The following is a 19218-nucleotide window of genomic DNA, read 5'->3' on the forward strand; positions in this document are numbered from 1 at the left end:
TGTCCGGCCGGAGGCCGGGCAGCCCCTGTTGCTATGCGGTTGGCGGGGCGAGTTGCCAGCGGCCGCCGGTGTGGGTGAGTCCGAGGTTGATCAGTCGGCGGAGGTTGAGGGCGGCGGCTCGGGTGTGGAGCCAGGTGTTGTTGTTGATGGTTCCGCGGTAGCGCAGGCGGCGGTTGCCGTGCTGGACGAGCCAGGCGACGGCTCGTTCGACCGGTGGTCTCCAGCGCCGGTAGTCGGCTTGCCAGTCCGGGTCGGTGGCGGCTTGGTGGCGGGCCGCGGCCTGGAGGTCGTGGTGGGGGCGGATGGTCAGGATGCGGCCGGCCTTGGCCTTGGTGCACCGCTCACGCAGCGGGCATCGGGTGCACAGGTCCTTGAAGGCGGCCTTGCGCTGGTGGTGCTGTCCGCCGGGGTCCGACAGGGGGACCGTGTGCCCGGCGGGGCAGGTCACGAGGGCGGCGGTGGTGTTGATGGTGAAGTCGTCCAGGGTGAAGCCGCCGGGGACGGCGGGCCGTAGCGGGGCGGGTTTGAAGAACAGCCGGTGTCCCGCCTGGTGGAGGGCTTGGCGCGTGTCGCCGGCGGAGTAGGCGGTGTCACCGAAGGCGTCCACCGGGTTCTCCTCGTCGGCCAGCAGGTCCAGGCCGACGGTGGCCTCGTGGTGCTCGGCTCCGGCGCCGGGCCGCAGAGCCACGGCGGTGTATAAGCCGGTCTCGGGCTCGATGGCCAGGTGGGCTTTGTATCCGTCCTGCTGGTGGGTGCGGGTCTTGTGGATGTGGCGGGCTTCGGGGTCGACGGTGGACACGACGCGGCCTGGAGCGGTCCCCTGGCTGATGCGCCAGCGTCCGTCGCGGCCGTCGGAGTCCTCGGCCGGCTCGACATCCTGCCCGGCGACCAGGGCCAGCAGGCCGAGTGCGTTGGCCGCCTTCTCGCCCAGTTCCTGCTCGGGCAGGTGGCCCAGCAGCCTGAGTGCGTCGGTGACCAGAGCGTCGACGAGTGCGGCGCGGGCCTGTTCGTCGTTCCAGGCGATACGGGGCTTGCCGGGATCGGTGTAGTCATGCGCGGTGCACTGCACCGCGGCCACCTCGCCGGCCCCGGGGACCTCGCGGATCACCGCGCGGACGGCGGCGATGAGCTGGGTGACGGTGTCCTGGGTGGCGACCGCGTCGTCCAGCACGGTGGAGTCCAGAGCCCGCCGGTGCTTGCCCTTCAGCACGCCGGTGGCCTTCACGACCTCCCGCACCGCCTCGAACACCCGGTTGGGCCGGGGCGAACGCGATAGCCGGCGCCGGAAGTAGGCCAGCAACGACGGATCGAACGCCATGTCATGCAGACCGAGTCCGCAGGCGGCCTTCCATCGCAGGTCACACCGCAGTTCCTGGACCGTCTCGAAGTCCGACAGCCCGTGCAGGGCCTGCAGCGTGATCGCCGCGGCCAGGATCTGCGGCGGCATGCTCGGCCGCCCGTTCGCCGACGGGTACATGTCCGCGAACATCTCAGCCGGAAACAGCGCACCACGGTGCTCGGCCAGAAACGCGAACACACTCCCCGCCGGGATCAACTCCCGGCAGGTCTCCCACACATCCGGTCCGACCGTCTCCCCGGCCCATTCCCCCATCACCACGAAACGAGTCTGGCCCCGCCGCTCACGCGGCGGGGCCAGAACCCCAAGATCTTCATGACCCTTCTAGGGTCTGTTGCGAAAGTGGATCATGGTCGTGAAATGATCACTTGCCGTGGGGCGTGGTGATCTGACGCATGGCCAGTGGGCCCGGCTTGAACCGCTGTTGCCGACTGGTAAGAAGCCAGGACGGCCGCCGACGTGGACCCGCCGGCAGCTGATCGACGGCATACGGTGGCGGACCAGGACTGGTGCGCCGTGGCGGGATCTCCCCGAGCGGTACGGGCCGTGGGATCGGGCCTACGACCTCTTCCGGCGGTGGCAACGCGACGGCACGTGGAAGCGGATCTTCGAGCAACTGCAGGCCGAAGCCGATGCGAAGGGCCTGATCACGTGGGATGTCAGCGTGGACTCCACGATCGCCCGCGCGCACCAGCACGCCGCCGGGGCTCGCAAAAGGGGGATCTGCAGAAGGAGCGTCCTGGTGGTGTCGACGCCGAGCCTGACGACCACGGCCTCGGACGCTCGCGCGGCGGACTGACCACCAAGCTGCACCTTGCGGTCGAGCAGGGACACAAGCCTCTGTCCCTGCTCGTGACCGCCGGACAGAGGCACGACAGCCCGCAATTCCAGCCCGTGCTGGAGGGCATCCGGGTGCCCCGCATTGGCCCGGGCCGGCCCCGCACCAAGCCGGACAAGGTCCGTGCCGATAAGGCCTACGGCTCTCGAGCGAACCGCGCCTACCTACGCAGACGAGGTGTCGCGTGCACCATTCCGGAGAAGGCCGACCAAGTCCGCAACCGCAAGAAGCTCGGGTCCCGAGGCGGCCGACCGCCCAAGTTCGACACGGCCGACTACAAGGAGCGCCACGCGGTGGAATGCGGGATCAATCGGCTGAAGCGCCACCGAGCCGTCGCCACGCGATATGACAAGCTCGCCGTCCGTTACGAGGCAACCGTACTGGTCGCAGCCATCAACGAGTGGCTATGACCAGCAGCCGTACCGACACTCACAGGGCCTGTCCGGTTGATCCTCCGGACTCCCATCGAGTCGGTCACGGACCACCCGAGTCGTCGGGCTCGACCACTCGGAAGCGTTCTGCAACGACAAGAGTGTCGTCATCAATGACCGGGGTGCGTCCCAGGTACTCGCTCACGCCATCGCTCCGGAAGAACTCTTCGTGCGCTGCCCGCCACTCCGCCACGTCGGAGTAGCCGCGTCCCTCTGCTCGTGCGAAGTCGTCATCGATCTCCTTCATGGGAACGACGCGCACGTCGACGAGCTCGATCGTGACGGCCGGACGACCTTCGGAATCAAGCACCCAGAATCGCTGTCCGGTCACCGGTACTGCCTCGCCGGCGTGTTCGTAGATCTCCAGGAGACCCGTGAGCGCGGTCTTCTGGCCGCTCAGGATCGCCGCCACACCACGGTCACGTTCCGGACCCGGGAAGGCGAGTTCAAGAGTCGGAAGGTCGTCATGTCCCATCGAGCGAGGTTATGAAGCCCGGCCGCGTTGATCAAGGGCCACCGCTTCGCTCGCCCCGAACCCACAGCAAGCACTTTCACAACGTGCCCTAACGAGCTCGTGCACGGTAGGCAGTGAGGCGTCGAGGATGGCGGCGGGGCTCGGTGTTCAGACCTGCCGTGCCGACGTCAGGTCCGCGGTCTGCTGGTGGGACAGCAGGCCTGCGACGGCTTGGACGATGTCGCTCATGTGCTCGCGGCGGCCGTGGTGGCGGGCGAGTGCCCGCCAGTTCTTCAGGTGGGCGATGCCGTGCTCGACGCGGATGCGTCGTGAGGAGTGCGCTTTGCGCTGCCGCTCGTGCATTTCCTCGTACCAGTCCGGAGCGTTCTTCTTGAACTTGCGATGCGGAGGTGTGACCACACGTCCGCCGGTCTGGGCTCCCAGGCCCTGGTAGCCGGCATCGGCGAGGATCTCCACGGCGGGACCGTCGGCCAGGAGCTTGACCAGCCCTAACTGGCGGGCGTGGGTGATGTCCGCGCAGCTTCCGGGCATGGCCGGACTGCAGAACAGCACCCGGCCGTCGCCGCCCGTGACGACCATGGTCTTGACGGCGTTCTGCTTGTTCTTGCCGGAGACGAACTTGTCCCGGTCCTTGCGTCCGGCGGCCGGTCGGCGGACCCGGATCTCGGTGCCGTCGACGATGCCGGTCTTCCTGCTGGCGCCGAGATGGTCGACGACCTCGGCCAGAGTCCGCAGCCGAAGGCCAGGGCTGACCGTGCAGCCTCGCTCGGCGAGCAGCGGTCGTATCTCGCCGATGGCGCGGGTGACAGTGGAGCGGTCCACGTCGAACCAGCAGGCGAGCACGTCGTGCGTGACTCCGTGCCGCAGGTGCACGAGGGTGGCCGGGAGCCGGTCGACGAAGACCAGCCGATGCTTCGCTCCGGCGCCCACAGCCCGCTTCCGCGGCCTGGACGCAAGCTTGGCCTGGTGCCGTTCATGCCACAACGGGCCCAACTCGGCGACGAGTTCAGCAATCACGTCAGCCGACAGGCCGGTGATCCTCCGGTCGCTGATGATCGCTGCACGAGACACGTTCCCCACCACACGACCATGATCGCCGATCAGGAAGTCGACGCCTCACTGCCAACCATGCGCGAACTCGTAAACGGTGTCCCGTAAGCAGACGTTGGGGAAGGGCTGGCATGGCCCTTGGCCCAGGTGGGGCTAGCCGGCGAGGGCCAGGTTGTGTAGTCGGGCCACGCCGAGGATGGCTTGGTGAACGCCGTCTGCGCGTAAGCGGCAGTCACGGAGGATCTTGTAGGTCTTCATCCGGGAGAAGGCGCGCTCGACGCGGGCCCTGGCTCGTCGGTGGACCGCATTCTCGGCCTGCTGTTCAGGCGTGAGGGGGCTGTCTTTGCGCGGCCAGTGCGGGATGAGGGCAGGTGTGCCGCGATAGCCGCCGTCACCGAGGACAGGTGCGTTCTTCACCGCGCGGTCGACGCCGGACTCCCGGTAGGCACGGGGCGTCGTGGCGGTTGCCGGGCAGCGGCCGTCCGGCCGCCACGACCAGCCGGGTATTGGCGTCGATGACGACCTGGTGGTTGGTGGAATAGCGGTAGTTCTTGCTGGACGCGGCCACGCTCCTGTCGCGGGTCGGAACCAGAGTGCCGTCCACGATCAGGACCGTGTCGGCCGCGTGCCGGCCCCGCACGGGGGCCAGCGCCAGAAGCGGAGCGATGTGGTCGATCACCCGGTCCGCAGCCGACTCGGAGATCCCGAACAGAGGACCGAGCTGCCGCATCGTGAGGTTCGTTCGCCAGTACGCGGCCACCAGCAGTATGCGGTCCTCCAGAGGCAGAGCCCAGGGGCGGCCACCAGTGGGTACACCCCCGCCCCGACGCCGTACGAGCCCGACGAGCTTGCGGAACTGACGCTCGTTGAGCCCCGCAAACAGACCCACCCACTTCGACTCAGTCGCCGTCACTACAGCACCCACACCAAGATCATCACATGCCTGAACAGGGCTTACGGGACACCGTTTAGGCCGCAGGGTGAACCCTGGCATCTCGGGGCTTGGGAAGGGAAGCAACCGATCATGGGATCCCTTGCACATCCGCAGTTCCACATGCCGTTCGAGTCCCGCCTCAACCCCCATGTTGACCAGGCCCGCGCGCGTGCCAAGGAGTGGGCCCGGCAGATGGGCATGTTCGACGACGAGTACGTGGAATGGCCTCAAAGGTGGAGCGAGGAGAACTTCGATCAGGCCGACTTCCCGTTGTTCATCGCCTTGACCCATCCCGACGCCGATGCCGGCGAGTTGGAGCTGGTCACCGATTGGCATGTTGCTCTGTGGTTCGTTGACGACCTGTTCCTGCCGCTCTACCGGCGTGACCACGACCAGAAGTCGGCTGCAGCTCAGGTGGAACGGCTGATGCCGTTCTTGCCGTTGGACGGATTGCCGCGGCCGCTGAGCCCGGTCAATCCCGTGGAGCGGGCCTTCGCAGATCTGTGGACCGGCACGTCCGCCACCATGAGCCTGGTCTGGCGCGATCGGTTCATCAGCAGTGTGCGGCGCTTCCTCGACGGGGTGCTGTGGGAACTTGATCACGTCGACCATGCCTTGACCGACCTGATCGAATATTTGGGAGCCCGCCGTGACTTCGGCGGCTTGCAGTTCACCGCCGTGCTCATGGAGCACGCGATGGGCGAACTCCATGAGAAGGCAGTTCGATGCAGGGAGTTCCGCACCGCCGTTGACGCGTTCGTTGACGCCGTCAGCCTGCACAACGACATCGTGTCCTACGACCGGGAGGTCGATGAGGGCACGGTCGGCAACAACGGCGTGGAGCTTGCTCGCAAAGCCCTTGGGCTCAATCGGCGCGACGCTGCTGCCGTCGTCAACGATCTGCTGACCGCCAGGGTCGACACTCTGGCCGAGGCCCCGGCGGCCGTACCGCCCGAGGCGGAACAGATCGTCAAGTCGCTGCAAGAGGCTCTGGCAGGCTCGTACTTGTGGCACGAGTTGACCGGCCGCTTCGGCCAGGCAACGGCTAGAACTCTTGGGAGGCCCTGCGGTCTGGGCACATCCGCGGTATATGCCTTTTCAGGGCCGCTCCGGGGCTACTCGGGTTGAACTACGCGGAGTCCGGCGGTCTGATCGCGTCGTCGTCCATGGTCAGACCGGTGGGTGGCAGACAGCCGTCGACCAGGTGGGGCCGGTACTGGATCCATACCGTTCTGCCTGGGTTCACCCCGGTCATTCGTAGGATCGGGAGGCCCAGGGGCGCCGGGTATGGCTGTACTGGATGCGCTGTTGGTTGTGGCTGAAGAAGATTGGCCGCCCGGCGCCCGCGACGACTCGACCGCTACTGCTGGATTCCGCTTTCGGTGGGTATAGCTGCTGGTAGCGGGGCAGTTGCGGGTGCTCGGGGGCGGGTGCTGGATAGTGGTGCTGCGGGCACGGCCGGGCCGTGATGAGAGCGAGCAAGCGGTGGTCCACCGCCTGGCGTCGGCCAGGAAGGCGCCGAAGGTTGTGGTGGAGCGGTGCCGGATGGTGGAGCTGAGCTGGGGCGGGTGACTGGTCCCGCAGATAGCCAGCGAGCTGCGGTGCAGTGAGAAGACGGTGCGCCGCTGGCTGCACCGCTTCAACCGCTGCGGGCTGGAGGGACTGGAGGATCTGGGCGGGCAGGGCCGCAAGCGAAGGATCACCGAGGCCGAGCGCTCGAGGATCGTCGGCCTGGTCAGGCTGACGCCGCCAGGCCGGCTGGAGGTGCAGCCGTCGAACGAGATGTGGGCCGCGGACGAATCAGGACCCTCGGAGTGGACCTTGGACGCGCTGGCCGCAGCGGCCCGGGGCCTGGGCATCGAGGTCAGCCGCTCCCAGGTGCGCCGAATCCTGCTGGCTGAGGGAGTGCGCTGGCGGCGCACACGCTCGTGGACCCGCTCGAAGGATCCGGACTTCGAGGGAAAAGGACGCGGATCGTCGGACTCTACACCAGCCCGCCCGACGGCGCGACGGTGGTCTGCGCCGACGAACTCGGCCCGGTGATCCCCCGCACCTTCCCGCCGGCACCGGGCCGGTCGCCGGACGGACACCGCATCAAGAACGAGATCGACTACTCCCGCGGACCGGAGAAGACCTGGGTCTACGGCGCCTTACGCGTCCGGGACGGCCACGAGGTCACGATGACAGCCACCTCACGCAACAGTGCCTTCTACCAGCAGTTCCTCCAGTTGGTAGAAGACGCCAACCCCGTCGGGGACATCTACGTGATCACCGACAATCTGTCCTCCCACAACAGCGTGTCCACCCGGACCTGGCTCGAGGACCATCCCCGCATCAGGCACGTGTTCATCCCGGTCGGTGCCTGCTGGCTCAACCTTCAAGAGGGCTGGTGGCGTATCTTCCGCAAGACCGCCCTGGCCGGCCGCTCCTTCGGCGATCGCGACCACATCACCCACGCCACCCACGTCGCCACCGACCAGCTCAACACCCGCGCCAGACCCTGGATCTGGGGCAAGCCCGCACCCCCCAACCGAACCCTCAGACGCCGCTACACGTACACCGTTTGAGGAACGCTGCAGTAATAGGCTGGGCGACTGCCTTGCGGCAGCAATGAACAGTAGCGGCCATGTCATTCGCCAGAGCCTCGACCGTTCGACGGATACCGGGTCGACGCCGGGGGATCGCTGAAAATTAAGGGTACGCCCGTCCGAGCGGGCGCAGCACGCGAGTTGACGGCCTTTCCGATCCGACCGGCTGCGACCCGAGACGACACGATGGCCACGTCCACGCTGACCCTTTTCTTGCAGGAGGCACTGGCCACCCCACCCGAAGGAGACCGCGCCGCCGACCTCCTGGCCGTGACATGGAGGAACCGCTCCCCGGGCGGTGTCCAGTGCCCGCCCGGATACGCCGGCATCCCGACGAACATGCTGCCGAAATCGGCGATGGGCAGGACGAGATACCCCCTCGTCCCGCTCCCCGCCGACAGCCGGGACGCCTCGTGGGGGACGGCTGGCAAACCTTGCGTGGCGAGTAGAGTGGATCATGCTGACTGACTTGTCGTGGCCCTGACTCGACGTCACAATCCCGTATGGCTCAATTCAGCGCGCGTAGATGCGCGCGCCCTCGCGCGCCTCCGACACGGGAGTGCCAATGAAGAGATCGAAGAAGTTACTGCTGCCTGGTGTCGCCAGCCTTGCCCTGCTGTTCGGCGGGGTGGAGAGCGTGGCTCACGGCGTCGGGATCGCTGACGCCGCCCACTCCGCGTCGGGCGTCGGCTCGTGCACGCTGAAGGGGTACAACCCGGCGACGCCCCCCCCGAATGCCAAGAACCTGCCGCTCGGCAAGCGTCCGATGACGTACAAGCCGGACGACTTCGACTGCTCCGGGGCGAAGTTCGCCGCGCCCGGCGTGGAGTTCGCGAAGTTCCCGCAGCCCAAGAACTTCAAGATCACCAACAAGAGCGTCGTGCAGAGGGGCGGTGGCCATCAGACGATCATAGGGAAGCCCGCAGCGGCGGTGAACCCACTGGCGCCGTACTTCCCGCCGTTCCAGCACTTCGTGATCATCTATCGCGAGAACCACACTTTCGACGACTACCTCGGCGACTGCGCGACAACGATCGCCGCCGGTTGCAACGGCCAGGTGGAGAGCACCAACCACATGAGTTCCGTTCCGGACCTGCACCAGCTGGCCAAGACCTACTCGCTGTCCGACTCGTACAGCACCGGCGTCCAGCCGCCGTCCGGACCCAACCATTGGTTCCTGTTCTCGGGGCAGTCCTCGTCCAGCAGCCAGCAGCAGTCCTACCCGTCGAACGGCACCCAGTTCGACCGGTTCCTGCAGAGCGACCAGGGCCCCACGGACGAGGGCACCAGCGCCTGCACCGCTCCGTCCGGCACCAGCAGTGGCACCAGCCCGTACTCGATGATCGTGAACGGTGACATCTACTGGATGCTCAACAGTGGCAGCGGCTACTGGAAGAACCCGGCCGACGGCAAGATCGAGGTCCTGCCACCCAACCGTCCGGGCACGACCATCCCCGAAGAGCTGCACACTAACGAGTACACCTGCAACAACCAGAGCATCCCCGACAGCACCGTCTCCGGCGACTACCTCAACTTCGTGAACCAGTACGGGATGCCGGCCTACAACTACATCGAGCTGTTCAACGACCACCCCGGCACCTACCAGGACATCGCCGGCAACGACACCGCGACGAACAACATCGTCAGCTCCATCATGAGCAACCCGACGTACAAGAACAACACGCTGATCGTCGTCACCGAGGACGACACGCAGAACGGCAGCAACGGCCCGGACCACGTCAGCAACACCTACCGCGTGCCGCTGCTCGTCATCGGGAACCCGGCCTACGTCAAGCAGCACTACGTCTCGCACGTGGCGTACACGACGGCCAACGTGCTGGCGGCCATGGAGCGCACGATGGAGAACGTGCACTCCGGCGCCATCGACCCGAACAACAACCTGGGCTCGTCCACCTTCCCGATGACGACCGCGGACCAGGCCGCGCTCGGCGACCCGCTGGAGGACTTCTGGGTCCAGGGCGCGACCCCCCTGTCCGCGAGCGCCAAGGGCTCGCCGACCACCGGCAACGCGCCGCTGACGGAGAATTTCACCGGCTCGGCGACCGGCGGCACGGCCCCGTACACGTACAGCTGGAACTTCGGTGACGGGTCGACCAGCACCTCGCAGAACCCGAGTCACACCTACAGCACCGCGGGTACCTACACCGCGACACTGACCGTCACCGACAGCGCCTCGCCCGCCAACACCGCGACCTCGCAGGTGACGACCACGGTCAGCGCCGTCGGCAACCCGCTGGCCGCAAGCGCCTCGGCCACCCCGACCTCCGGCCAGGTGCCCCTGAACGTCGCCTTCACCGGCACCGGCACCGGTGGCACCCCGGCGTACAGCTACAGCTGGAACTTCGGTGACGGCTCGACCAGCACCTCGCAGAACCCGAGTCACACCTACAGCACCGCGGGTACCTACACCGCGACACTGACCGTCACCGACAGCGCCTCGCCCGCCAACACCGCGTCCTCGACGGTGACCGTCACAGCCTCGCCGATTGCCGCGACGGTACCAGGCGCGCCCACCGGCCTGACGGCGACAGCCGGAACCGGGCAGGTCGCGCTGACCTGGACGCCACCGGCCAGCACAGGCGGCGAGAACATCACCTCGTACAAGGTCTACCGCGGCACCTCCAGCGGCGGCGAGTCGCTGTTGACCAGCGGCGGCTGCAGCGGACTGGGCGCGGTGACCTCGTGCACCGACACCGGGCTCACCACGGGCCAGACCTACTACTACAGGGTCACCGCGGTGAACGGCGTGGGCGAGGGGGCACAGAGCAACGAGGCGTCCGCCACCCCCACCGGAAGCACCGGCTGCCAGGCGAAGCAGCTGCTGGGCAACCCCGGCTTCGAGAACGGCAGCTCCAACCCCGCTCCGTGGACCGCGTCCTCCGGCGTGATCAATAACTCCTCCTCCGAGCCGCCGCACTCCGGCAGCTGGGACGCGTGGTTGGACGGCTACGGGACCACCCACACCGACACCGTGTCGCAGACGGTGACCCTGCCGAAGGGCTGCACCTCGGAGCAGCTGAGCTTCTGGCTCCACGTGGACACGGCGGAGACCTCGACCACGACCGCCTACGACACGCTCAAGGTGCAGGTGCTGAACAGCTCCGGCACGGTGCTGGGCACCCTGCACACCTACTCCAACCTCGACCGCATCACCGGATACGCGCAGCACACCTTCGACCTCTCCCCCTACGCGGGCCAGACAGTCACGCTCAGGTTCACCGGCGCGGAGGACTACGAGTACCAGACCTCCTTCGTGCTCGACGACACCACGATCAACGTGCAGTGACCAGCGCCACTCAGTAACCGGCCCCCGTCCCCCAGCGGAACGGGGGCCCACCTGCTCGCCAGCTGAGGAAGGAACGGATGGACACGACCATCGCAGTGAGGGGCCACGGCATCACCAAGGTCTTCGGTGACGTCGTCGCGCTCGACCATGTCGATGTAAGCGTCGCGCAGGGTCAGATCCACGGCTTGGTCGGCCCGAACGGTGCCGGAAAGACCACGCTGCTGGGCCTGATGCTGGGACTGGCCGTCGCCGACGAGGGGGACCTGGAGATCCTCGGCGCTTCAGTGGGCCGTGGGCTGCCGGCGCCTGACGGTGTATCCGGGTTCGTCGACGGACCCGGCCTCTACCCCACTCTCACCGCGAAGCAGAACCTTGCGACGCTGGTCTGGCTGCAGCCCGACGACTCGCTCGCCGGTGATGTCGGCGAGGCTCTGGAGCAGGTCGGACTCACCGAGGCCGCCGATCAAAAGGTCCGCGGCTTCTCCCTGGGCATGCGCCAACGGCTGGGACTGGCCGCGGCGTTGCTGACCAAACCGCGTCTGCTGGTGCTCGACGAGCCGTCCAACGGCCTGGACCCGGCAGGCAAGAGGCAGGTGCACCAGGTCCTGCGCCGGCTCGCGGCCGAGGGCGTCACGGTCGTCCTGTCCAGCCATCGGATGGACGATCTGGAGGCGCTATGTTCCGAGGTCACCATCCTGGCCAAGGGTCGTGTGGTGTTCTCCGGCCCGCTGAAGAAGCTCACCGATGAGAAGCACGAACTCGACTACCGGCTGCGCGCCCTGGATCCGTCCGCCGCGCACGCTGTCGCGGCCGGAACGCCCGGCGTTCGCGTCGTCGAGGACTCCGACGCCGCGGCGCGATCGGACAACGACGTGGTCGTCGTACGCGCGCGGGCGGCTGCTCTGGACGAACTGGTGGCGCGGATCGTGCGCGCGAACATCCCCGTGCGCGAACTCGCGCCCGTTGTCTCGCCGTTGGAAGCAGCCTTTCTCTCCCTGACGGACCAGCTCGCCATCATCGGGCAGGAGGCCGACCAATGACCACGACTCTCACCGACGCCCCCGCCGCCGGAGCCGGGGCCGGGGGCGGGCTGGAGCCCGGGACGGCCGGCAGACGCCCGGTCCCGGTGGTCCGGATCCTGCGGATGGAGCTGGTCAAGCAGTTCTCTGCCTGGCGAGTGCGCCTGCTGGTGCTGTTGTGCTGGCTCGGTCCGGTCCTGCTGGTGTTCGTGATCGACCAGCAGAGCACCCTGCCGTCCGATACCCTCTTCGGCCGGTGGATGCACGCCACCGGCTGGGCCGGATCGTTGGTGGTGCTCGGCGTCGCCGGCACATGGGCCCTGCCGCTGGTCACGTCCGTGGTCGCCGGCGACGTCTTCGCCTCCGAGGACCGGCTGGGCACCTGGCGCCACCTGATCATCGCCGTCCGCTCGCACCGGCGGATCTTCGCGGCCAAGGCGATCGCCAGCGTCACCGTGATCGGACTGCTGGTAGCCGGCTTGGCCGTCTCCAGCGTGCTCGGCGGACTGCTCGCGGAGCCGAACCAGCCGCTGGTCGGCCTGGACGGCCACCTGCTCACCGGCGGGGACGCGGCCGGTAAGGTCCTGTTGGCGTGGGTCTGCGTGCTGGCACCGACGCTTGCCCTGGCCGCCATCGGTCTGCTCGGGTCGGTGGCCCTGGGCCGATCCCCGATGGGCCTGCTGCTGCCCGTGATGGCCGCCCTCGGGATGCAGACGGCGCAAATGCTGCCGCTGCCGGTCCCGGTGCGCCTGGCACTGCCCGGTTACGCCTTCATCTCCTGGAACGGCCTGTTCACCGATCCCCAGCAGCTGGGGCCGTTGCTGATCGGCATCGGGGTCAGCCTGATGTGGGCGGTCGTGGCGACGGCACTGGCCTGTCTGTTGTTCCTCCGCCGGGACTTCACCAACGTCAACAACGACGGCGCGGGACGCAGGGCGCTGACTTTGGGTGCCCTCCCGCTGGCGGGCGTGCTGGCCGCGACGGTCGGTGTCGTCGCCGTCGGGACCGGGGCGGGCGGTTCCGGCATCACCCAGGCCAAGGTGCAACGGTCGGTGGCCACGGTGTTCTCCCACCTCTACCCGTTCCAGCAAGCACAGATGCGCCAGCCAGCGGTCACCGCAGCGCGACTCCAGACCACAGCGGCTTGCGACAAGAGCGAGGGGCTCGGGGCGCAGGCAGGACCGGGGAATGACTGGCGCTGCACGGTCTCCTGGAACGTCCCGGGCTACAACGTTACCGCTCAGGCCGTCTACCAGGTCGATGTCACCCCGACCGGGCGCTACATCGCCGACGGGGACGGACCGGTGCAGGTGAACGGATACTTCTTGATCATCAATGCCGGCAAGCCGACGCCCAACCCACTGTGGCAGTTTGACGGCAATGTCGACCTGATCTCCGGTCACTGAGTCAGCCGGGCACTGAGTCAGCCGGGCGCGAGGGCCGACCGGGTGGCGACACCCGGTCGGCCCGCGAGCGGATGGTCGCGGTGACGTTCAACGCCGCCTGGGACGACGCCGGCCTGGACAGCGATCTCAGTGAGCTCGCCCGCCGGCAACGCCTGCCACGTGCTTCCTGACAGGCGACGTCGCCGACCGCTACCCCGAGGTGGTCAGGAGGCTTGCCACCGCAGGGTACGGGCTGGGCAACCACTCCTACAGCCATCCCCACTTCAGGGACCTGACCGCCGCCGGGAGGAGCCGGGAGGTCCGGGGAGCGGACCGGGCGCTGCGCGCGGCCGGGGCAGGACGGGCGCTGACCCCTTTCTTCCGGTTTCCCTGCAGCGAGACCAGCCCCACCCAGGTCAGGGAGGTCAACGCGCTCGGATGCGCGGATGTCGAATTCACCACCGACACCAACGGGTGGAAGGGCACCGAGGGCGGCGTGACCGTGGCCCTCGCGGTGCGCCGGGCGCTGGACGCCTTGCGTCCAGGAGCGATCGTGCAGCTGCACGTCGGCGCGTCCGAGGGCGGCACCGAGGTGATCGACGCCCAGGCCCTGCCACGCATCCTCGACGCGATCACCGCCCGCGGCTACAGCGCCATCGACCTACGCACCCTCCTCACACCTTTGGCCCGCCCGGCAGGCAGTGGGGACAAGCTCTGAACGAGCGTGCTTCCGGTCATTCGCCGAAGGTCTGCGGGCCGCTGGGGGTGGATCCGGCACTGTAGCGGTTGGTGGTGCAGCGACGACCAGCACTGCCAACCTAGATCAGCGCGAGCTCGCTCCGGATCAGCTGGCCGCACTGCGGGAGCTGGGAGTGGAGTGGGCATGACGCTCGCGTCGGCAGGTCGTTGATCCCGTCAGCACAGAGAGACCCCGGGCCGCAGAGGCCCGGGGTTTCATACTGTATCGCCGCAACGGCAAGGGGCCGCTGTCGCGGCAGGGCATCTTGGGCTCGGTCTTCTGCCCTCCAGCAGCAGTGCGGCGGCGCTCTATGGTCCGGGTGTCTCTCAGTAGCTGTTGTCGTTCCGATCTTGAGCGGTGTCCGTCGAACGGAAGTCTCGATTGGGTGGTCGCGGGGTGTTCGGCGCATACGAGCAGGGCCTCCTGAACAACTCGTTGGTGTCGAATCACCGAGCAACATCAGGAGGCCCTGGTGCCGAAGTGTTCCGTGTCGACGGCCGGGCAGTCCAGTTCTGTCACGCTGGAGTGTGACTGTCTGGCTCACCGGTTCGGAAACGCCGCCGACAACGGGTTGCGGCAGTCGCGTTATCCGACGGACATGACGGATGCGGAGTGGGCCCGGGTCCTGCCGCTGCTGCCGGTGCCGGGCTGGATGCGCGGCCGCGGAGGGCAGCCGGAGGCGTACTGCCACCGGGCGATACTCGATGCGATCCGCTACCTGGTCGACAATGGCATCAAGTGGCGGGCGATGCCCGCCGACTTCCCGCCGTGGGACCGGGTATACGCGTTCTTCCGCCGCTGGCGCGATCACGCCCTGGTCAAGGAGTGCCACGACCGGTTGCGCGCAAGGATCCGCGAGAGGCTGGGGCGGGATGCGGAGCCGTCGGCCGGGGTGATCGACTCGCAGTCGGTCAAGGCGGACGCCGTCGTCGGGTCGGAAAGCCGCGGCTTCGACGGCGGCAAGCTGATCAACGGGCGCAAGCGGCACGTCGTGGTCGATACGCTCGGCCTGCTGCTGGGCGTGATGGTCACCGCCGCGGACGTCGGCGACCGCACCGCCGCGTGCCAGTGCGGGTGCTGGACACGGGAGACGAATCGGGCGCGGGCACGGGCCGTCACACGCTCGGGCGCAGCGAGGCAGGTGTCGATGAGAGGGAGTTCGTCGTCGAAGGGTTCGACGGCAAGGTCGGTGGCGGCCTGGGCAAGGAGTCTCGTGGCCATGTCAGCGTCCGGCCTCGTGCGCGGCAGGACGACGGCGTAGTAGTTGTCCGTCAACCGGCCGATGACCTCTTGGCGACCACCACGGTACGCCAAGCGGCCAGGCGGTGGGTGCACATCTCCACCGTGTCTGTCTGCCGGGGGTGGCCGCACGAGCCGCTGAACGACGAGTCGGCGCTGCTGGAGTGTCCCGCAGACGCGGACGAGACGGTCGGGTACACGGGCCCCGACGGCAGCCCGACTCACTACGGCTTCCAGAAGGCCGGCGGCGAGCGCGCCGTGACCGACGTCTTCGGAGATGCGGCCGTGTTGCTGCGGCCCGGGGTCATCCTGGGGCCCGGCGAGGGCGGATGCCGCCGTCCTGGCCGAGCACGGCGTCACCCAGTGGACTGAACTGCCGCTGTGGCGCACGCACGGCGGTGTGTGGGCCGTCGACTACAGCCGGGCAGTAGCCGCGGTGGGTGAAGTCCTCGACGCGATCACGCAGTTCGCAGGGAACCGTTGAACCTCGGAACGTCGGTTGCGTCAGGTAGTGCTGAATCTGGCCCGCCCGTACCAGCACGCCGGTCACGCGCTGGTCGGCTGGGATGGCCCACACGGGAGCCAGGGCTTCGCAGGCTGCCTCCACGTCGTTGTCGAGCAGGCGTGCCATGGCCAGGTCGGCGGACGCGCTGCCCAGTACGTGAGCGGACCGCGTTTCTGCCGGCCGCTGTTCGATGAGGGCGAGGGCCTTCCGTGCCGCCTGCTCGGCCAGGGCCGCATCATGGATCAACAGAGCGGTGGAGCTGCTGGACATGGCGAGGCGTTCGGTGCTGAAACCGAACTCGCCGGCGACGTCGTCGTGCAGGCGGTCGCGGGCACCGCTCTCGGCTTCCTCGGACAGCCTGAGCGCACGCCGCGCAGCTTCGATGTCTCCGAGGTAGCCGTGGGCGCGTGCCTCGATGGCGAGGAGACGCCGCCGAGCCACGTCGCCGAGGCCCCCATAAGTTTGCGCACGGCGGGCCTTGGACACAGCCTCGCCGGGCATACCGGTGAAGTACGCGATGTAGGCGAGGATGCCGTCGCAGTAGGCCCGGAGAGGTTCAAAGCGTGCGGTCTCTCCGTAGAGGTCGGCGGAGCGGGCCAGTCGGCGGGCGGGCTCGAACGCCCCGAGGTTGAAGGCACTGGTGGCAAGCAGGGCTGTGGTCTGTCCCAGGAGTTCCAGCAACCGCTGTTGCTGCGCTGGCACCTGGGTACGGTCGCGCTGGTCCTGGAGCTGTAGCTGAAGCGCCTGGCCCCGCTGGAAGGCCTGAATGGGTGCGATGGACGCGTAGTCGCGTGCGAGCGTCACCGCGTCGTCGGCGAGTTGGTCGAGGTTGGTGTCGGAGATGGACGCCGCGGCTGTTGCGCCGGCGTCGTCCTGAGCGTCGCGTGCGGTCATGTCGACTTCTTGCTCCAGGTCGAACGCGGGTGCATGGGGATCGAGCAGCGGCGGCGCAAACAGGTCTGGGACTCGCCGACCGAACATGGCCTCCAGGACACGACGGGTATCCGGAGACAGCACCAAGCCGTCCGGGCCGTCCAAACCATCTCTAGCCGCAGAGGGGGCCTAGTAGGCTGGCGGCCGTCCCATTGCCTGCGAGAGTGTGACAGTGGCTGCTTTCCGCCCCCGCCCGGAACCCGTCGAGGTCGCCCGCGTGACCGCGACGGCCGGAGAGTTGCTGGAAGTCCTGTGGGGTCGGGCGTCCACAGCCCCGGCGTCCGCGTCCCAGATGCGGGTGCTGCTCATGCTGGAACATCAGGACGGTATCAATCTGCACAACCTCAGTGACGCGCTCGCCTCCACGCCCCCGTCCACCAGCCGGCTATGCGACCGCCTGGTCGCCGCCGGCCTCGTCGAGCGTGTGGTCAGTCCGGCCAACCGGCGCGAGGTGCAGCTGCACCTCAGCGGCCGGGGCCGCGCCTTCCTTGACGATCTGCGTGCTCGCAGGGAACGGGAACTGCAGGCGGTGCTGGCCCTCATGCCCGCGGGCAAGCGAACGGCGCTGCTGGAAGGACTTGAGGCGTTCTGCCGCGCGGCGGCTTTGCAGATACACGACAACGCCCGGCAGCCGGACGACCAGACCGCCTGAAGACCTGGCCACCCCACCGGACTCCCCGACGCTGCGGGGCGTCGGCGGCCAGCGCACGGAGCAGCCTCCGCCCACAGGAACATTCCACACTCTTCCCCGTGCAGCACGACACGGCTACTTTCTTGCCCTAGGGTCATTATTGTCAAATGACAACAGACACCTTTAGGGCCCTTCCTGACCCCGGATACCCCGAGACCGCGTCCTATCGGCCTGTGGGCCACGCCTCCGTGGTCGGAAGCACCTGATCGGCGGGCTGGAGATTCCCTTGCGCAAGGCGCCGCCCGTGCGATCGGCCTGAAGACACGACCGCGGGGTAAGCGGACAAAAGCACTGTTCTAGATCCAAGGAGGAAGCGATCGTGCACCCCTTCATGGAGGATGCACACCTGTCCGCGGACAGCCCGCGCACCGCTGAACACGCACGCGAGATCACACGGACCTTCCTCTCCGTGCTGGAACCCAAGGATTCAGCAGGGGCAGAGGCAATTCTCATCACGGTGTCGGAGCTGGTCACCAACGCCATCCGACATGCCGGCGGAGTCACCGGATTCGGGTTGCGAGCGGATGCGGGCACCGTGACCGTATCCGTGGACGACGCCAGCACCGCACCGCCACGGCGGCGCAACACTCCCCTGTGGGAGCCCGGCGGGTTCGGATGGCCCATGGTCCTGGAGCTGGCGGAAGAAGTCCGGGTCAGACCCCACGCGTCCGGTAAGACGGTCCAAGCGGTGCTTTCGCTGGCGCAGTGACCGGGCCTCTCACGGTCACCCATGGTTGCCATTTCTCCGTTCCGGGTCACTCCGGGTGTGCCCTCCGCTATCGGGGGTACGCGCCGAACAAGGCGGCCGACGGGAGAGCGTGCCGGGGCCGAAGGACGACCAGGGAGGGCTTGTGCCGGCGACAGGCGTCAGTGCGACCACGGAAACCGACATGGAGTTGCCCCATATCAGCGAACCGCAGAAGGTCGCACCTGAGGACGCCAGGCAGCTGTCCAAGGCGTTCTTCGACCAGCTCGCGGTCCTCGAAGAGGGCACGGAGGAGCACCAGTACGTCCGCAACACCCTCATTGAGATGAACATGTCGCTGGTGCGCTACGCGGCCAGCCGCTTCCGCACCGCCAACGCCCAGTCGATGGAGGACATCGTCCAGGTCGGCACCATCGGACTGATCAAGGCCATCGACCGTTTCGAGATCTCACGCGAGGTCCAGTTCACCAGCTTCGCGGTGCCGTACATCGTCGGGGAGATCAAGCGCTTCTTCCGCGACACCACCTGGGCGGTCCACGTGCCACGCCGCCTTCAGGAAGCCCGCGCCGAACTGTCCAAGGCCACCGAGGAACTCGCCAGCCGACTGGGCCGCTCCCCCAAGGTCTCCGAACTCGCGGCCTTGATGAACCTCACCGAGGAGGAGGTCGTCGAGGCCCAGATCGCCGCGAACGGCTACACGTCGGCGTCCCTCGACGCTCCCCTCAGCTCCTCGGACGAGGACAACGAGGCGGCGCTGTCCGAAGTCATCGGCCTCGCGGATCCAGCCCTGGAACTCGTGGAAGACTTCCGCTCTCTCGCTCCCCTTCTCGCTGATCTCAGCGAGCGCGAGCGCCTGATCATTCATCTGCGGTTCGTCGAGGAGCGGACACAGGCCGAGATCGGTAAGCGACTCGGCATCTCCCAGATGCACGTCTCCCGCCTGCTCTCCCGGCTGCTGACCCGCCTACGCAGCGGCATGCTCCCCACCACCTGACGGTGCGCCTGTCCGGCGCCAGTCACA

At 67.9% G+C, this 19218-nt stretch carries 15 protein-coding genes and 2 pseudogenes; 12 read left to right on the forward strand and 5 right to left on the reverse strand.

The features are described from left to right. Positions 1 to 31: 31 nt before the first annotated feature. Positions 32 to 1612 carry an IS1182 family transposase gene (locus A6P39_RS02370; protein WP_275883976.1) on the reverse strand — a complete coding sequence of 527 codons (1581 nt, stop codon included), beginning with the start codon at positions 1610 to 1612 and terminating at the stop codon, positions 32 to 34. 118 nt (positions 1613 to 1730) lie between these two features. On the opposite strand from A6P39_RS02370, the gene A6P39_RS02375 reads away from it, so the two are divergent. After that, a protein-coding gene (locus tag A6P39_RS02375; protein ID WP_107304222.1) for an IS5 family transposase occupies positions 1731 to 2605 on the forward strand; the annotation gives its coding sequence in 2 pieces (ribosomal slippage) (positions 1731 to 2075 and positions 2078 to 2605; 873 coding nt in all). A 64-nt stretch (positions 2606 to 2669) separates the two neighbouring features. Here the strand turns inward: A6P39_RS02375 and A6P39_RS02380 are convergent. The 3 genes and pseudogenes from A6P39_RS02380 to A6P39_RS02390 form a co-directional block, all read right to left on the reverse strand. Further along, on the reverse strand, positions 2670 to 3101 hold the full coding sequence (locus tag A6P39_RS02380) for an ASCH domain-containing protein (protein ID WP_031173986.1): 432 nt from the start codon (positions 3099 to 3101) through the stop codon (positions 2670 to 2672). Between the two features lie 147 nt (positions 3102 to 3248). Further along, positions 3249 to 4172 (reverse strand): transposase, encoded by a 924-nt coding sequence (locus A6P39_RS02385; protein ID WP_275883781.1) that lies wholly within the window; start codon positions 4170 to 4172, stop codon positions 3249 to 3251. A gap of 132 nt (positions 4173 to 4304) precedes the next feature. Continuing rightward, positions 4305 to 5076: pseudogene (locus A6P39_RS02390) on the reverse strand (transposase). Between the two features lie 99 nt (positions 5077 to 5175). Between A6P39_RS02390 and A6P39_RS02395 the strand changes: the two are divergent. The 8 genes and pseudogenes from A6P39_RS02395 to A6P39_RS02430 all read left to right on the forward strand — a co-directional run bounded on the left by A6P39_RS02395 (position 5176) and on the right by A6P39_RS02430 (position 15384). Beyond that, positions 5176 to 6213, forward strand: a complete 1038-nt coding sequence (locus A6P39_RS02395) for a terpene synthase family protein (protein ID WP_067039839.1) — start codon at positions 5176 to 5178, stop codon at positions 6211 to 6213. A 456-nt stretch (positions 6214 to 6669) separates the two neighbouring features. Continuing rightward, entirely contained in the window at positions 6670 to 7128 is a 459-nt protein-coding gene (locus tag A6P39_RS02400; RefSeq protein ID WP_267893285.1) for a helix-turn-helix domain-containing protein, read from the forward strand. Further along, complete coding sequence (locus tag A6P39_RS02405) at positions 7098 to 7652, forward strand: transposase (RefSeq protein WP_159395940.1); 555 nt, start codon at positions 7098 to 7100, stop codon at positions 7650 to 7652. The genes A6P39_RS02400 and A6P39_RS02405 overlap by 31 nt, the downstream gene beginning before the upstream one ends. Before the next feature lie 586 nt (positions 7653 to 8238). Next, positions 8239 to 10980, forward strand: a complete 2742-nt coding sequence (locus A6P39_RS02410; RefSeq protein WP_275883782.1) for a PKD domain-containing protein — start codon at positions 8239 to 8241, stop codon at positions 10978 to 10980. 77 nt (positions 10981 to 11057) lie between these two features. Then, a complete protein-coding gene (locus A6P39_RS02415; protein ID WP_067051029.1) occupies positions 11058 to 12020 on the forward strand; it encodes an ABC transporter ATP-binding protein in 963 nt (320 codons plus the stop codon). After that, positions 12017 to 13405 (forward strand): ABC transporter permease, encoded by a 1389-nt coding sequence (locus tag A6P39_RS02420; protein ID WP_079133581.1) that lies wholly within the window; start codon positions 12017 to 12019, stop codon positions 13403 to 13405. The genes A6P39_RS02415 and A6P39_RS02420 overlap by 4 nt, the downstream gene beginning before the upstream one ends. 163 nt (positions 13406 to 13568) lie before the next feature. Further along, a pseudogene (locus tag A6P39_RS02425) lies at positions 13569 to 14102 on the forward strand (polysaccharide deacetylase family protein); the annotation flags it as partial. Positions 14103 to 14721: 619 nt separating this feature from the next. Continuing rightward, positions 14722 to 15384 (forward strand): IS5 family transposase, encoded by a 663-nt coding sequence (locus A6P39_RS02430; RefSeq protein WP_159396125.1) that lies wholly within the window; start codon positions 14722 to 14724, stop codon positions 15382 to 15384. Positions 15385 to 15666: 282 nt separating this feature from the next. Here A6P39_RS02430 and A6P39_RS02435 read toward each other — a convergent pair whose 3' ends face one another. Next, a complete protein-coding gene (locus tag A6P39_RS02435) occupies positions 15667 to 16905 on the reverse strand; it encodes a DNA-binding protein (RefSeq protein WP_199840900.1) in 1239 nt (412 codons plus the stop codon). Between the two features lie 61 nt (positions 16906 to 16966). On the opposite strand from A6P39_RS02435, the gene A6P39_RS02440 reads away from it, so the two are divergent. The 3 genes from A6P39_RS02440 (at position 16967) to A6P39_RS02450 (ending at position 19191) form a co-directional block, all read left to right on the forward strand. Then, complete coding sequence (locus A6P39_RS02440) at positions 16967 to 17452, forward strand: MarR family winged helix-turn-helix transcriptional regulator (protein ID WP_275883783.1); 486 nt, start codon at positions 16967 to 16969, stop codon at positions 17450 to 17452. Positions 17453 to 17810: 358 nt separating this feature from the next. Then, on the forward strand, positions 17811 to 18200 hold the full coding sequence (locus A6P39_RS02445; RefSeq protein ID WP_234379054.1) for an ATP-binding protein: 390 nt from the start codon (positions 17811 to 17813) through the stop codon (positions 18198 to 18200). A 181-nt stretch (positions 18201 to 18381) separates the two neighbouring features. After that, the gene (locus A6P39_RS02450; protein WP_067051041.1) at positions 18382 to 19191 is read left to right on the forward strand and encodes a SigB/SigF/SigG family RNA polymerase sigma factor; all 810 of its coding nucleotides are present in this window, start codon (positions 18382 to 18384) and stop codon (positions 19189 to 19191) included. Positions 19192 to 19218 lie beyond the last annotated feature (27 nt).

The organism is Streptomyces sp. FXJ1.172 (assembly GCF_001636945.3).
GTDB lineage: Bacteria > Actinomycetota > Actinomycetes > Streptomycetales > Streptomycetaceae > Streptomyces.

Excerpts from the sequence above, each read along its gene's own strand:
- A6P39_RS02370 (WP_275883976.1), bottom strand. The coding sequence starts at position 1,612 with ATGGGGGAATGGGCCGGGGAGACGGTCGGACCGGATGTGTGGGAGACC.
- A6P39_RS02380 (WP_031173986.1), bottom strand. The coding sequence starts at position 3,101 with ATGGGACATGACGACCTTCCGACTCTTGAACTCGCCTTCCCGGGTCCG.
- A6P39_RS02395 (WP_067039839.1), top strand. The coding sequence starts at position 5,176 with ATGGGATCCCTTGCACATCCGCAGTTCCACATGCCGTTCGAGTCCCGC.
- A6P39_RS02410 (WP_275883782.1), top strand. The coding sequence starts at position 8,239 with ATGAAGAGATCGAAGAAGTTACTGCTGCCTGGTGTCGCCAGCCTTGCC.
- A6P39_RS02415 (WP_067051029.1), top strand. The coding sequence starts at position 11,058 with ATGGACACGACCATCGCAGTGAGGGGCCACGGCATCACCAAGGTCTTC.
- A6P39_RS02420 (WP_079133581.1), top strand. The coding sequence starts at position 12,017 with ATGACCACGACTCTCACCGACGCCCCCGCCGCCGGAGCCGGGGCCGGG.
- A6P39_RS02430 (WP_159396125.1), top strand. The coding sequence starts at position 14,722 with ATGACGGATGCGGAGTGGGCCCGGGTCCTGCCGCTGCTGCCGGTGCCG.
- A6P39_RS02450 (WP_067051041.1), top strand. The coding sequence starts at position 18,382 with ATGGAGTTGCCCCATATCAGCGAACCGCAGAAGGTCGCACCTGAGGAC.